11 protein-coding genes are annotated in these 15,228 nt (G+C 39.0%); 3 read left to right on the forward strand and 8 right to left on the reverse strand.

Annotated elements, in window-relative coordinates; genetic code table 11:
- Positions 1–44 precede the first annotated feature (44 nt).
- The gene (locus V6C71_14350; protein HEY9769656.1) at positions 45–1,124 is read right to left on the reverse strand and encodes a glycosyltransferase family 1 protein; all 1,080 of its coding nucleotides are present in this window, start codon (positions 1,122–1,124) and stop codon (positions 45–47) included.
- A 213-nt stretch (positions 1,125–1,337) separates the two neighbouring features.
- Here V6C71_14350 and V6C71_14355 point away from each other — a divergent pair, with 213 nt between their 5' ends.
- On the forward strand, positions 1,338–3,362 hold the full coding sequence (locus tag V6C71_14355) for an FAD-dependent oxidoreductase (GenBank protein ID HEY9769657.1): 2,025 nt from the start codon (positions 1,338–1,340) through the stop codon (positions 3,360–3,362).
- 55 nt (positions 3,363–3,417) lie between these two features.
- On the opposite strand, the gene V6C71_14360 is transcribed toward V6C71_14355, so the two are convergent.
- Positions 3,418–4,803, reverse strand: a complete 1,386-nt coding sequence (locus V6C71_14360; protein HEY9769658.1) for a cytochrome P450 — start codon at positions 4,801–4,803, stop codon at positions 3,418–3,420.
- A 321-nt stretch (positions 4,804–5,124) separates the two neighbouring features.
- On the opposite strand from V6C71_14360, the gene V6C71_14365 reads away from it, so the two are divergent.
- The gene (locus V6C71_14365; GenBank protein HEY9769659.1) at positions 5,125–5,796 is read left to right on the forward strand and encodes a tetratricopeptide repeat protein; all 672 of its coding nucleotides are present in this window, start codon (positions 5,125–5,127) and stop codon (positions 5,794–5,796) included.
- Positions 5,797–5,860: 64 nt separating this feature from the next.
- Here V6C71_14365 and V6C71_14370 read toward each other — a convergent pair whose 3' ends face one another.
- The 5 genes from V6C71_14370 to V6C71_14390 form a co-directional block, all read right to left on the reverse strand.
- Complete coding sequence (locus V6C71_14370) at positions 5,861–6,205, reverse strand: amidase family protein (protein HEY9769660.1); 345 nt, start codon at positions 6,203–6,205, stop codon at positions 5,861–5,863.
- Between the two features lie 299 nt (positions 6,206–6,504).
- On the reverse strand, positions 6,505–6,645 hold the full coding sequence (locus V6C71_14375) for a hypothetical protein (protein HEY9769661.1): 141 nt from the start codon (positions 6,643–6,645) through the stop codon (positions 6,505–6,507).
- 6 nt (positions 6,646–6,651) lie between these two features.
- On the reverse strand, positions 6,652–6,879 hold the full coding sequence (locus tag V6C71_14380) for a hypothetical protein (protein HEY9769662.1): 228 nt from the start codon (positions 6,877–6,879) through the stop codon (positions 6,652–6,654).
- An 80-nt stretch (positions 6,880–6,959) separates the two neighbouring features.
- Positions 6,960–10,727 carry a magnesium chelatase subunit H gene (gene bchH, locus V6C71_14385; protein HEY9769663.1) on the reverse strand — a complete coding sequence of 1,256 codons (3,768 nt, stop codon included), beginning with the start codon at positions 10,725–10,727 and terminating at the stop codon, positions 6,960–6,962.
- Positions 10,728–10,784: 57 nt separating this feature from the next.
- Positions 10,785–11,300, reverse strand: a complete 516-nt coding sequence (locus V6C71_14390; protein ID HEY9769664.1) for a biopolymer transporter — start codon at positions 11,298–11,300, stop codon at positions 10,785–10,787.
- An 858-nt stretch (positions 11,301–12,158) separates the two neighbouring features.
- On the opposite strand from V6C71_14390, the gene V6C71_14395 reads away from it, so the two are divergent.
- The gene (locus tag V6C71_14395) at positions 12,159–13,556 is read left to right on the forward strand and encodes a sugar transferase (GenBank protein HEY9769665.1); all 1,398 of its coding nucleotides are present in this window, start codon (positions 12,159–12,161) and stop codon (positions 13,554–13,556) included.
- A gap of 186 nt (positions 13,557–13,742) precedes the next feature.
- Here V6C71_14395 and mnmE read toward each other — a convergent pair whose 3' ends face one another.
- On the reverse strand, positions 13,743–15,119 hold the full coding sequence (mnmE, locus tag V6C71_14400) for a tRNA uridine-5-carboxymethylaminomethyl(34) synthesis GTPase MnmE (protein ID HEY9769666.1): 1,377 nt from the start codon (positions 15,117–15,119) through the stop codon (positions 13,743–13,745).
- Positions 15,120–15,228: the final 109 nt, after the last annotated feature.

Here is a 15,228-nt window from a genome sequence, read left to right on the forward strand (position 1 = left end):
GAATAGGCGATCGCGATCATCAAGATTTATTTACATAGATTTATTTACAAATATTGCTCCAAGACTTGCTTAGTTTCTCTACCTGTTTTTGCCCAGCTAAACTTTTGTGCTTGTTGCAGGCTAAGTTTGCTTAGTTGCGATCGCATTTGGCAATCCTCAGCTATAGCTACCATTGCCGAGGTAATTGCTGCGCTATCATAAGGATCGATTAAAATTGCTGCATCTCCCGTTATTTCAGGTAAAGAAGCCAAATTAGAAGTAATTACAGGAGTCCCACAGGCCATTGCTTCTAATACGGGAAGTCCAAAACCTTCCCAAAAAGTCGGAAACACTAAGGCAACTGCATTACTGATAACTACGGGTAATTCTTGGTAAGTAAGGTAATTTAACCATTTAATTCTAGATTCAACTCCTAATTCTTGAGCCTGCTGCTGAAGTTTGGGGGTAAAACGGGGGTCAGTTGAACCTGCGATCGCCAAATGATAATCTTGATTGGTCATAGCTGCAAAAGCGGCGATCGCGCCTGATAAGTTTTTATAGGGATCTTGGCGACCAAGATATAAAAAATAAGGCTGTTTAAAATTAGCAGATTGCTCTCGAGGATAAAAATTAGCTGCGTCGTATCCTAGTAGAATTGGCGTAATTCGCTCGGCAATAATCCCATAATAATTAACTAAATCTTGAGCAGTAGCCTGAGAATTACAGGTAATATGTTCTGCCTGTTGCAATACCTGCGGGACAACATAGCGAAAATAATTAGTCAAAGGTGAAGTGTGACGCGGAAAACGTAGAGGAATGATATCGTGGCACATAACTATATAGCGAGACGTACTATACAGCGGTGCTTCGGGAATTGGCGAGTAGATTAAGTCCGCCTTTAACTCCCGATAAATCTTAGGTAGCTGAAGCTGTGTCCAGAGCAAACGCCTTAGATGTCCTTTGCTACCTTGTGCGGGAGTCATGTTACCCGCGATCGCATATCGCTTAAAGCCCTCAAAACTCTGAGCTGATAATAGCGTTGGGTTCAAACTATCTAGACAATTAATTACATTCTGAGCATAGGTAGCAATACCTGTTGGTTTATCGAACAGGATGGCTAAATTAACTAACAGTGGATTAGACAAAGTTTAATAATTACGCAAAAAAGGCTGAAGTAAATTTTTAACAAAGCTAAGAGCTAAGAGCTTACCGCAAAGCGATTTAATTTGGGAACTATATTTATCGTCTTGCAGATTCAGTATAAAACAACACTTAATTAATTATTTCAGCAGAAAACTATATAAAAATTGTGTAATTGGGAACTATATTGGTTGAGTTGCCACAAAGGAGGGTATGAGGTGTCATCAGGTTGGATAAAATCGCTAGTTTCAATATCTTTGGGTCTGTTTATCTGGGATGCAGGATTATCAGCCCAAGCAGTACAGCCTGCTATAGATCGTACTGAAGAATGTGAATTACTAGTAATCGGCGGCGGATTATCAGGAGTAGCCGCCAGTTATGAAGCTTTGTTGGCAGGAAAAACAGTTTGTCTGACCGAAATTACCGACTGGGTGGGAGGACAAATTTCTGCCCAGGGAACTTCCGCACTAGACGAAAGAACTACTCAGCGATCGCGCCTATTTTTTCCCAGTGGTTATTTAGAATTTAGAGAGGGGATTAAAGAGTATTATGAAGAGCTAAATCCTGGTGATTGTTGGGTAAGCGAGTCTTGTTTTTTACCGAAAGATGCCAACAAAGTGATGTGGTCACAGCTAAAAGATGCTGAAGCTAAAGGAAAAGGTACGTTGAAATGGTTTCCTAGCACAGTAGTCAAAGATTTAACAATTGAGACAGTGGCAGAGGAAGGAACAGGGAAACAAATAACTAGCGCGGTAGCTATTCAGCATAGTTCTAAAAATGAGTATTTACCCCTTAACACTTTGCCTCTATCTAGCACTATTGAAGATGCCTACAGCTACGAAGAGTCAAATAAATTTAGTAAAGAAGTCATTCGCTTTGTACCCGCAACCACCTCAGAGCAGGCTGCCGACTGGTACGTAATTGAAGCGACAGAGACTGGAGAAATTGTTGCCCTAACTGATATTCCCTATCGTTTGGGAATCGATCCGCTTTCTGCTTATGAACCTTCTTCTTCGAGCGTAGCAGGCAATCCTTACTGTACCCAAGGGTTTACCTATACCTTTGCCATGGAGGCGACAAAAGACCCTCAAGAAAATGAAAAGCCCCTTTTCTATGACCAACATAAAGGCTATTACAGTTATGAACTCGAAAGATTAGCTGATTTTGACTTAGTATTTACCTATCGCCGTATCTGGAGTCCTGAGGAAGGGGATACAGAGAAATTCAGCGGGATTGAGTTTAGCGCCCCGACACCTGGGGATATTTCGATGCAAAATTGGACTTGGGGTAACGATTATCGCCCAGGAACATCTGAAGATAACCTCGTCTATACTCGCGAACAGCTAGAAGAATTGGGTCAACTTGAACCAGATGGTTGGATGGGAGGATTGCGTACCAGAACTTTAAGCCGAGGCGAAGATCATGCCTTAGGTTACTTTTATTGGCTGGTAGAAGGAACAACGGATTCCCAGTTAGGAGATGGTGTTAAAAAACCTCAGCCTAATCATCGTTTGGTTAAAGGATTAGATTCGCCTATGGGTACGGCTCATGGCTTATCCAAATATCCCTATATTCGAGAAGGTAGACGGATTATTGGCAGAGTCTATCCTGGCTATTCTCAGGGTTTTGGTGTAACCGAAATTGATATTTCACGGGCAGACTATCGAGACGAACACTATAGCAAAAACCTCAGCGAGCGTACTTATCGCCAGCTTTGGCAAAGAATAGACGGCATTGAAGCTGTCAGTAACAAAAACATAGATATTGACAAGATTGAAAAACGTACTCGCTCTACGATCTATCCCGATTCTGTAGGAGTTGGTCACTATGCGATCGATTTTCATCCCTGTATGAACGAAAGCCCCCCAGAGAAGGCAGGCAATACCGAACGTGAAGGAGAAAGAAAAGGAGGTGGACAGGCTTATCCTTTTCAAATTCCTTTGAGGGCAATGATTCCTCAAGAAATTGATAATTTGATTGTCACAGGTAAAAGTATTGCCACTAGTCATGTTGCGGCTGCTGCTTATCGGGTACATTCTTTTGAATGGTCTTCAGGTGCTGCTGCTGGAATAACCGCAGTATTTGGTTTAGAAACAGAAATTATGCCCTATCAATTAGTAGATGAAGCATTTATCAAAGAAGACGAGCTAAAAATCTTAAAAGATAAGCTTGAAAAAAGTGGCAACCCTACTGCGTTTCCTGACACCTCAATCTTTAATCAGGATTGGTCAGATTGGCAGTAATTTTTGAGGACTGAGGAATGAGGAAGTTTATCGATCATTATGGCAATTTCTTTATTTAGTCAATCCTACTTTTGACCTTCATTTTAAAAGAGGCTGGAGGGGCAATAGTCAAACCGCGACGCACTGGCAACATGGGGCGATGCCTTTGGCTAGCTCCGCGATCGCTCATTAATTCTAATTGAAAGCGCGATAAAATTGTCATGGTTACTAATTTCATTTCTAGTAATGCCAAAGCAGAACCAATGCAACGGCGATTTCCGCCACCAAAAGGAATATATTCGTAACTGGAATAAGCTTTGTGTAAAAATCTTTGCGGGTCAAATTGTTTAGAATTGGGATATAAATCTTCTCGATGGTGAAGCGAATAGATAGAAATCATTAACCAAGTATTAGCTTCAAGATCGTATCCCATGACGGACATTGGTTTAGTAAGTACGCGAGCAAAAGTTCCGGCTGCAATGGGATAAATTCGCAGTGTTTCCAAAACTACTGCATTTAAATAAGCTAAATTATTTATTTCTCGGTAATCTAAACTGTTTCCCCAAGAATTTAATTCAAAGCGCAATTTTTCTGGTACTTCTGGAATATAATGAACCCAATAAAAAAGCCAAGCCAAAGCTGAAGCAGTTGTTTCGTGTCCAGCAAACAACAAAGTTATTAATTCATCGTGTAATTCTTCATCTGTCATTCCTGCCCCATTTTCATCTTTTGCTAATAGCAACAAGCTAAAAATATCTTTAGTTTCTAATTTTCCTGAAGCTAATAATTCTCGTTTTTCTTTTATTTCTGCATAGATTAAAGTTCTAATTTCTTGTTGTAACAGTAGAAATTTACCCCAAGGACTAAATTTACCCCAGTCTTTTTGTAAGAAAGGAAAAAAGATCAAGCTTGAATTTAAAGGATTATTAAATGTCTCTAAAAGTGTAGTTAACAACTCTCGTAGTCGGTCATATCGCTCTCCAGAATCAATACCAAATACCACACTCAAAATTACTCTCATCGTAATTTCTTGCATTAGCGAACGAACTTTAAAAGGCTTTTTAATATCCAGACGATCGCAAACTTTGTTAGTTATATTAACTATCTGCTCGCTACATTTTTGCAGAGATTCGCCATGAAAAGGAGGCATCAATAAACGTCGACGATTTCTATGTTCTTTACCATCTAATAATAATAAAGAATTATCTCCCACCAGAAAGCTCAACATTTTATTGCCCCTACCAACTTCAAACTTATCGGGAGAAGCAGTAAAAATATCCTCGATCGCCTTTGGATTACTAGTCACAATCGTTGGCGGAGAATTTTTAAACGTTACCTGATAAAAGTCTCCATACTTCTGATTACGTTTTTCCAAAAATTCCAAAGGACGTAAAATGGAATCTATCTGGCGAATGGTTCTCAGCCAACCAGATGTACTTTTAACTGTTGTTATTTGCTTCATTAATAGTGCGATCGCCCTTATCGTTTTGATTGCTATTAAATTGATTCTAACGAAAACCAAAAAAGCTATTAGTTACAAGTTTGGATGTTGAAGATTGCTAGCTACTGGGTTAATGATATTGGCGATCGCCAATAACCCCATCTATCTTGTCTCTCGATCGTCGGTTGTCGCCGTAAAACAAGTTTCCCATATTTTTTCATCTTGCAATTCAAAGAAGATGGAAATTAACAAAAGCTTTCTAGCTCAGTGATCTATTTCAAATACATTTATAATTCATAAATAATTATCAATAATAATTTACTGAGGCTGAGAATTATTCTGATGAAATTTTCTTTTTGGCTAAGCACTAGCTTAGTACTAACTACCACGATCGCTAAACCAACATGGAGTCAAATAAGTTCTGAAGACAAAGTTATTTTATTAGGCAGCACCATCGCCAATAAAAGTTATCTAGCAATTATTACGCCAAGCAAGTCAGAACAACATGAAGAAAGATACTTGGCACTTGAGCCTAATGATGCTTACGCTTATTTTAATCGGGGTAATATTTACTTTGACCAAGGAAAACTTGAGTTAGCTATTGCTGACTATAACCAAGCGATCGCAATTAATCCTAACCATGCTGAAGTTTATAGTAATCGCGGTGCTGCCTATTCCAGGCAAGGAAAACTCGAATTAGCTGTGGCTGACTTTAATCAAGCAATTAAGCTTAATTCTAACTATACTAATCGGGGTACTCTTTACAAACAAAAAGGAAAACTGGAATTAGCTGTGGCTGACTTTAATCAAGCAATATTACTCGATTCTAACTTAGCTGAAGCTTACGGCAATCGGGGTCTAATATATATGCAAATGGGAAATAGCAAAGCAGCGCGCTCAAATTTACAAAGGGCTAAAGAATTGTTTGTTTCTCAAGGTAATATCCCTGGTGCGAATAAAACTAATAAGCTATTAAACAATTACCTTAATTATTTGGCAGTACCAACTCCTTAAAACTAAATTGATAATTTGAAATCAAGAAAATTAATTTAATTAATGGTGATCTAATTACTTTTATTTACAAGTTTGGATGTAGAAAATCGCCAGCTATTTCATCGAGCTTTTTGGCGATCGCCAGTAGTTCCATGTCTCGCCATCTTTTCCCTACTATTTGTACTCCGATAGGCAATCCTGACTTACTTTGTCCGATGGGAATAATTACTACAGGACTACCTGTTAAATTTAAAGGCATAGTGTAACCACCACAAGCTAAAAGATAACGATGCTTAATGCCATCTACTTCAATTGAACTGGCAAAATCACAATGGGCAAATGCAGGAGTTATGGATATAAAACAAATCCACGCATCCCAATCATTCATAAAGCGATCCATTTGGGTCATAATGCGATCGCGATGAGTCAAGACAGTATTGTATTTTGCCAGGCTTCGTAAGAGTCAGATTGAAAATGTATCTAAAGGGGACATTTTAGTCCAAAGAGATTTTATTCATTCTCTGTTTGGAATTGCCGTTTAAAAAATCAGTGAGCCAAAAAGTTTTTCTGTTCGTTTGAATTTTTTGCAACATGAACCTCTTTTTCTGTATCAACACCAAAATTTATCATTTCTCTTCTCTTATAAAAGTTTTTTGCTTTGGGTAGTGCGTGCAAACTGACTCTTCCTTCATATCCTAGTTGCCTACTTCTTTTCTGGGCAAAAAATAATCAAGTTGGTCCAACTCCCTTGAAGTCTGGAGGATTTTTGAGAGAAATCCGATTCCAAGGGGCTGTTGATAAAAAATCAACATAGAGTATTTTTTGTTGAGGATTATCTCTAGAGTAGTAGTTACTTACCTCTAGCATCATTAATCCTTAAGTAATTTGCTCGCATTCAATTACATATTTTTCATAATCTGAAGAAAATAAGGTAAATTGATTTTTTTTAATCCAATTCCAATCTCCATCTTCTTCTTCAGAAGCTTGCAATCTTGTTTTCCAGAATGTTTCAAAGTCATCTAGATGTTTAGCTGTTAATGTCAGCAATTTTGCATCAACAGCTAAGTCATCTTTAACTCTCAACAGCTTTACACTTATTTCCATTCAGACATCAGATTGGGTTAGACCTCCAAATTTAATACTGTACCAGTAGTACAATTGTAGGGAAAAAATGTAAATACTATTTAAACCGTAACTCCTTCCAATTCATCCTCTGTAGATTCATATAACTCTCTCAACTTTTCTAACTTCTCTTCATCCGCATTCCATAAACCTCTTCCATGAGCTTCGATCGCCCGTGCGACAATATTACGGAAGGCTTCAGGATTGGCATCTCGTAACTTTTTAGCCATCTCGGCATCTAACATATAAGTATCGGCAGCTTGGTCATATACCCAATCGTCTTTAAAGTTAGCTGTACCACCCCAACCAATTAAGGCTGTCATGCGTTGGGAGATTTCGTAAGCACCACCAGAACCTTGATCCGCCATAGCTTCCGCCCATTTAGGGTTAAGTAGCTTAGTACGGTATTCCATGCGGAGTAAATCTTTTAACTTGCGAGGGTTAGTATCCTTAGAAAAACTTTCTACAAACGAGGCTTCCACTTCCTTGCCACTTTGCTTTTCCGCAGCCAGTTTTAAACCGCCAGTGTTGCCATAATATTCTTGGATGTCGGTTAAACCATATTCCACTGAGTCAATTTCTTGAATAATTTGACTACTGGTTTTTAATAGCTGCGATAATACTTCTGGTCTAGCTTGCCCTTTATCCTTGCGTCCATAACTAAAGACGTTGCGGTTTTTCCAAGTGTCGGCAAGTTCATCCCCAGATTCCCAGTTGCTATCTACTACTTGATCGTTTACTAAAGAACCAAAATCACCAGCAGGGTTAGAAAACATTCTAGCTGAGGCATTTTCCACGCCTTGATCTTTTAAAGCTAAATAATGCTTGCGAATATAATTACCATCTGCCGATTCCTCTGCTTCTGCTGCCCGTTGAAATAAATCGTCTAACAACTCAATAATATTCACAAAAGTATCGCGGAAGATCCCAGACAAGTTTGCCAATACATCAATGCGAGGATGTCCGACTTCAGCGACGGGTTTCAACTCATAACGAACAATTCTACCAGTACCTTCTTTAATAGGTTCAGCACCAACTAATTCCAATAATATGCCTAAAGATTCCCCTTTAGTTTTAATCGCATCCAAACCCCACAACATCACTGCCACAGTTTCAGGATAAGTTCCTTTTTCCTTTAAATTCTGTTGAATAATTTTCTTGGCAATCTCTTTTCCTCTTTCATAAGCAGCAGGGGAAGGCATTCGATAAGGATCTAAAGCGTGTATATTCCTCCCAGTCGGCAACACACCACTACCATCTCGTAACAAATCCCCACCAGGGGCAGGGGGTATATATTCGCCATTCAAACCTCTTAACAGATTAGTCATCTCATCCGTATTCTGCGACAATAAATCCCTAATTTTTGCTGCTTCTTCTAATTTGGGCGAAAGGCTTTCGCCCCTACCATTTGTATTTAAATTGCTTGGTGAAATAATGTTATCAATCGCCTCTTTTGATAGCCCCCCATCAAAATACGCCTCCAAATACGACTTCAAACCTTCTTCACTAGGCTTGTCCCCCAAAACGTGTAATCCAGAAGAAAACAAACGCTGTTCCAATACTTGCAAATATTCATACACCTGCACAAAATATTGGTTAATCACATTCTTACTAAACAGCTTGCCATTTTCAACCGTAAAACTAATCCCCTGTTTCAATCCCTGTGTAAACTTACAGTCTTTTTCCAAACCAGTATCGACAATTTTTTGGCAAATAATATCCCTAAGTGTAGAATTTTTCTCTGTATCTTCTCGATATTCTCCAATTAATTCCCGTAGCGCAATTAATTCCTTATACAAACCAGCCCGACCATAAGGAGGAACATTGTGAGACACTAAAACCCCATAACCCCGACGTTTCGCCAAAATCGATTCTGAAGGATTGTTGGCTGCATAGATATACAGGTTAGGAATATCACCCAATAAAATATCCGACCAAGAATAACCAGTATTACCCAAAGGTGAACCTGGAAGCCATTCTACAGTACCGTGCATTCCAAAGTGAACCACTGCATCGGCTTGATATTCGTTTTGCAACCATTTATAAAAAGCGGTGTATTGGGGATGGGGAGTTAAGTCTTTTTCAAACATCAACCGCATGGGATCTCCTGCAATTCCTAAAGGTGGTTGTACTCCTATCCAAACGTTTCCCAATTGAATTCCACCGATTTGAAATTCATCGCCGTAGGTTTTAATTCCTGTACCTGTAAGGGATTTCCATTGTTTCTCAACTTTGGTTGTTTGCAAATAACCAAGCCATTTTTCGAGGGTGCGAACATTAACTTGACTTCCAGCATGAGATTCTATCTTTGTTAATCCGTGTTTATCTGTGGACTCATCCGCTTCTTTAACTTGCTTGATGATTTCTTCACCATCTTCTGGTAACTCTCCTACGTCATAACCTTGTGCTTTTAAAACCTGAAGAAAGTTTAATAAACTTTTAGGGACGTTTAACAAGGCTGCTGTACCTGTCGCGCCATAACCAGGAGGAAAGCCATAGAGAATAACTGCAATTTTTCTCTCTGCTGTGGGTTTGTGGCGTAAATTGATCCAAGTTTTAACTCTACCTGTGAGGCGATGGAGTCTTTCAGGTACTAAATAAATATCTTCTCCTACTAAACCACCTAATGGAACAGTATCGATCGCGCCATCTAATTCGGGAAGGGAATATAACACCACACTCTGTAAACCGCCAATACCCTGACGAGTCCAAGAATGAATATCTTGAATCAATAGAGGTGCAGCAACTATATAAGGTACATTCTTAGCAGTGAGAATTCTTTTTGCTACTTCTACTTGTCTTCCTGCTTCCATTGAACCTGCTGGGCCTCCAACCAAGGGAAAACCAATAGTAGAAACAATCGCATCGACTTTAACTGCATCCTCAGATAAAGAAAGGATTTCTTTGTTACCCTGTTCTCGTTGTGATTGTTCGTAGTCGGTCGTCAGCCAGTCTCTTACCACTACATGACCTTCTACACCGTTGATAAAGACAGGGAGGGGAATCAATCCTTGTGATTCAAAATGTTTAATTAACTGAGGAATGTATGGTTGTTTGGTAATTACGTGTTTGCGATACAGCAATATTCCAATTACAGGTTTGAATTCTTTTTTGTTTTTGCCATTGCTAGAAAAATCGTTTTCTAACTTCTGACTTCTTTGCCAGTACCATTCCAGATAATCTCGTGGCGATGTAAAATAACCATGATATTCGGGATGTAATAATCCCATGTTGGGTGTTTCAATTGGTTGGGGAATTTCACCTACTTCCAACCCTAAATATTTTTCGGCTAACGTCCAACACATAGAGGAGACATTTTCTGTTCCTCCTGCATTCCAGTAACCATAAATAATTAACCAGTTACGTAAATCCTGTACTTTTTTGGCAGGAATATATTTAAGTAATTTAGGCCCAGTTTTTAAAAAGCTGAGATAACCAGCGAGTTTATCTTCTTCTCGGCTGTTACTAAATTTACTGAGAATAAATTTAACAGGTTTGGGCATTCCTTTGGGCTGATCACCAATGACAAACTTACCCAACTGCGTCAAACTCATTAACTCTAAAGCTGACTCAAATACAAGCCTGATGGGAATAGCTTGCACTCTTTCTCGCAGCCACATCACCTGATCGTAATCAAAAAGCAAGCTACCAAAAAATACATCGGCAGACTGTAGTGCCGTTTCTACCTTAGCAGGATCTGTCGTGATGTCGTGATCGCTAAATACTATAACTTCCAACTCCCCACACTTGGCTGTAGCCATCTGTGCAGCTTGACGATATAGGTTGGCATTAAAAGATTCAAACCCCGCGATCAAGACAATCCGTTTCATATCTTCAGCTTCTTTAAGTTTCTTTATATATCCTTACCTTGATTGTAAATAAATTCTCTAATTGTTATCTATCTGGCGATTAATAATTACAATTTTCCACTGTCCTAACTGACTGGCTTGAAAAGCTACTTGACTGCCATCACCATTAATTGTAGGTTGTTTATTAGAGCCTTTAAGATTAACTGTTAAAAGTTCAGACTTTTGTTGTTGGCGATCATAAACGAAGATGTCCGTCTTTCCTCTTTCGGTTGAAACATAGGCAACATAACGCCCATCTGCGCTCAATGATGGCTGATCTTGAGCTGAATCTCTTCGATTAAGATTGGGTAGAGGCACTAGCTGTTTAGATTCTAAGTCGTAGAGAAAGAGGTCTCTTTGCCCACGACGATCTGAAGCAAAGGCAAGATAACGACCATTTTGACTGTAAGCTGGATATTCTTCTGTCGAGTTGCTGTTGATCCCTCCAGGGAGAATTTCTGGTTGAGTTAATAAGTTGCCTGTGCAACCATAAGTAAAAGCTAAAGCTGTTAACAGCAGACTGAAAACTGTAGTAGACGATATACTATAAAGCATATTGGGTCAAAAAACAATATAAGTATGCAGATGCAAGTTAAATATAAGATAAGAGAATTGAGCAATGAGTACAAAATGCCTGCGTCGTGAAAGTAAAATTGACTCATTAGCACGTTTTCTATTTAATTCCGCCTAACTACTTCTTACCTATAGTTTTGTTGTAATATTTTTTAAACAATGCGTTAATTTGGTGGAAATTGAGAGTAACGCCAGAGAAAAAGATAGGTAATTTATTTGATCTTACCCAAAGAGCGATCGCTTTAGTTAAACGCACTTTAATTAAAACTAGATAAAATAATTCGGCACTCAAATGCTTAAAAGAATTTTCTAGTTGACCACTACTTAAACAAGTTTAAATGTAGTTTAATTTGCTTAATCGCCACTAGTTTACGATCAAAGCTGGCAGTTTTATGGTCAATATCGGTCTTCTTTTAGCAATACTTATATGTCCTAAGTTTTAAAATAATATTTGATTATAAATCATCGAACAACCTAAGAATATTAAATTTAAATTTGAATCATTTTTTTAATAGTCGTCAGTCTTAAGACTGATATTAGATATTTATTATTTATTTTAGAGGATCTAAAATAATTTTTAGGTTATTTTTTGATGCAGTGCATATTGTAATTTTAAAGTTTTTCCTAGCTATCTTTAATGGTTATTTGGCAACAAAATTTTAATTTTATTATTAGTAGTAAAATTACGGTTTACAAAAGTAAAAATAGCAAGATTTGATCGGTAAATCTACGGTTTATCCTGTAATATTAATTTTAATTATAAAATCCCGTGAACCTAAATAATCCTCTAACCAAATGTTTTACAGTAAGCGACCGTCGAAATACTTGTCGACTCTGCTAATGTATAGTCGCACTTCTCGGATGATTATTGTCTGGCTGCTAATCATTGGCGACATTGTTGGATTGGTATTGTGCTTCAATTTAGCTTTAAAGCTACGTCTATCTCAATCCTTAGATTTTCAAACCCCGGTTTTATATGCTCTAATCGCGATGTATCTGTTTGGCTTATATTTAACCGATACATATAAACTCAACAGGGAAGTTTCTGGTGTTCGCCTCTCAGAAAGAGCCATATTAGGTATTTTAGCAACAGTTACGGCAGTTACCTGCGGTGTTTATCTTACTGGACTGTGGGGTAGCGAACCGATAGTAGGTAGAGGAGTATTAGCGATCAGCGTCAGCTTGTTTTCAATTTGGGCTGTCACTAGCAGAATGATTGCAGATCGATGGCTTAAAATAAATCAGCAAAGCAGTCGATTTTTAGTTTTAGGTGACTACCAAAAAGTTGTAAAGTTTGGCAAGGAACACCGTAAATTAAATTCTCGGACTGAATTTGTTTCTTTTTCGGATTGTTTTGCAGGTGGCAAGTCAAATAATAGAGGCGAAATAACTAGTGGTAAGCCAATGATCTTAGACACCATAGATCAGCACAACTCAACCTGGAATCAGCAATATTGGTCGGGAATTTTAATTGATGGTGCGGAGCGTAACTTATCTCAGCAAATGATCCGAGAGCTAATGGACATGAGGCTTAAAGGGATTTATGTGTACAGCATAGCCGACTTTTGCGAACAGTTTTGGCAACAGATCCCGCCAGCTTATATTCAAGATGACTGGTTTGCCTTTACTTCTGGATTTAATATCTTACACAATCGGATTAAAGCCAAGCTGAAACAGGCAGTTGATATTTTGGCAGCAACGGTATTGCTAATTTTATCTTTGCCGATCACAGTTCCCATAGCGCTCGCCATCAAGTTGAGCAGTAAAGGGCCAATCTTCTATTCTCAAGTAAGAACGGGTCTAAATGGTAAGAAATTTCGCGTACATAAGTTTCGCTCTATGTACCAAAACGCCGAAGCAAAAGGCATTCAGTGGGCAAAGAAAAAAGATCCTCGAGTTACTCCAATTGGTTCTTTTATTCGGCTAACTAGAATTGACGAACTGCCTCAACTATGGAATATTTTCAAAGGAGAAATGAGTTTAGTTGGCCCTCGCCCAGAACGCCCTGAGTTCGATCTTCAGCTAAGAGAAGAGATTCCCTATTATGATGTGCGCTATTTGGTTAAACCAGGGATTACTGGATGGGCGCAGGTTTGTTATCCTTACGGTGCTTCTGTAGAAGATGCCTATCAAAAAGTAGCTTATGACCTTTACTACATCAAAAATTATTCCCTCTTTCTAGATTTGTCGATCGCTTTTAAAACCCTAGGAGTAGTAGTTTTAGGTAAAGGCAGATAAGAGTACTGATACTAAATCCTGTTTGAATAGAGCACTTTAAGGTTAGGTAAGTCACATGATTACTCCGCCGTCCTAAAGGATACCGCTTCGCGTCGTCCTTTAGGACAAGGGGATAACATCAGAAGAGTTATAGCTACTTTAAGTCAAGAGTACTTTATCAATCGGATTTAGTATGATAACTACCGATTATTTTCCCAGACAAAAGCGGCTAAAAATTCTGTCTAAAACTGATTCAGTAACTTCTTCTCCCGTAATCTCTCCCAATGCCTGAATTGCTCCTCTAAGATCAATTGTCCAAAAATCTAACGGCAGTTGGTTGGCGACAGTTTCTTGGACTTGTTCTAAAGCAACTCTCGCCCTAGTTAAAGCTGATGCCTGTCTTTGATTGACTGCTACCTCAGAATTGGCAGCAACTACCGCTCCTTGGCTAGCTAGAGTTAAAATTGCCGTTTCTAACTTTTCAATTCCTTGATGATTAGCTGCACTAGTATCAACTGTTTGTTCGATCTCTTCTGGATATTTTACAGACTGGGGCGAAGCTAGATCGGCTTTATTGATTACGAGAATTAGCGGTCGATTTTTTACCTGTTGATATATTTCTGAGTCTGCTGTCGTCCAACCGAGGGAAGCATCAATAGTTAATAAGATCAAATCCGCAACAGCAGCAGCGTTACGCGATCGCTCTACACCTAGCTTTTCTACGGTATCAGCAGTATCTCTAATTCCTGCCGTATCTAAAACCTTTACAGGAATTCCGCCCACTACCAAAGTAGACTCGATTACATCGCGAGTTGTCCCAGGAAGCTCGGTTACTATAGCGCGATCGCTTTTACTCCAAGAATTAAGTAAGCTCGACTTGCCCACATTGGGACAGCCCACAATCGCAATCTTTAAACCATTTCTAAGTAACTCTCCTTGTTCTGCCGTAGCTAAGATATTTTTAACCTGAATTAACACAGTCTTTAGCTGCTGTTCAATTTCTGCTTCATTTAGAGGTGGCAGATCGTCGGCAAAATCAATTCTCGCTTCGACTTCGGCGAGGATATCCAAGCAAGCTATTCTGAGATCGCGAATGGGAGTACCTAGTTTACCCTGTAAACCCGCCAGAGCTACTTCTGCGGCTGCTTTTGATTGAGCCGAAACCAGTTCGGCGATGCTTTCAGCTTGAGTCAGATCGATCCTGCCGTTGAGAAAAGCACGTAAGGTAAACTCTCCTGGTTGAGCTAATCTTGCCCCTTGAGCAACGCACAGCTGCAAAACTGATTGAACGGCAATAATTCCGCCATGACAGTGAAATTCTACTACGTCTTCGCGGGTAAAGGAACGAGGTTGCAGCATTACTAGTAACAATGCCTCGTCTACCAACTGTTTAGTTACGGGATGGCGAATATAACCGTAAAGAATGCGATGAGTCGACCATTCTTGCTTGCCTGGGGAGTGAAATAAGGTTTTAGCGATCGCCAGAGATTTTGCTCCTGATAGGCGAACAATACCTACGCTACCCTGTTGTGGTATAACGGCAGTGGCGATCGCTACTATGGTTTCTCCCTGGACTAAAGACATTCAATAAAATAAATATGTGTAAATTACCTTAAGCTAAGTATAATTCTAAAGCTTTTAGCTATGACGCGAAGCTAATCCTTTAGGATAGCTTTTAGCTATTAAATCTGAA

The organism is Coleofasciculaceae cyanobacterium (genome assembly GCA_036703275.1).
Lineage (GTDB): Bacteria > Cyanobacteriota > Cyanobacteriia > Cyanobacteriales > Xenococcaceae > Waterburya.

What these genes read in the sequence shown, in the direction of transcription:
- mnmE (HEY9769666.1), bottom strand. Translation starts at nt 15,119, where the DNA reads ATGTCTTTAGTCCAGGGAGAAACCATAGTAGCGATCGCCACTGCCGTT.
- bchH (HEY9769663.1), bottom strand. Translation starts at nt 10,727, where the DNA reads ATGAAACGGATTGTCTTGATCGCGGGGTTTGAATCTTTTAATGCCAAC.
- V6C71_14380 (HEY9769662.1), bottom strand. Translation starts at nt 6,879, where the DNA reads ATGGAAATAAGTGTAAAGCTGTTGAGAGTTAAAGATGACTTAGCTGTT.
- V6C71_14365 (HEY9769659.1), top strand. Translation starts at nt 5,125, where the DNA reads ATGAAATTTTCTTTTTGGCTAAGCACTAGCTTAGTACTAACTACCACG.
- V6C71_14375 (HEY9769661.1), bottom strand. Translation starts at nt 6,645, where the DNA reads ATGATGCTAGAGGTAAGTAACTACTACTCTAGAGATAATCCTCAACAA.
- V6C71_14390 (HEY9769664.1), bottom strand. Translation starts at nt 11,300, where the DNA reads ATGCTTTATAGTATATCGTCTACTACAGTTTTCAGTCTGCTGTTAACA.
- V6C71_14360 (HEY9769658.1), bottom strand. Translation starts at nt 4,803, where the DNA reads ATGAAGCAAATAACAACAGTTAAAAGTACATCTGGTTGGCTGAGAACC.
- V6C71_14395 (HEY9769665.1), top strand. Translation starts at nt 12,159, where the DNA reads ATGTATAGTCGCACTTCTCGGATGATTATTGTCTGGCTGCTAATCATT.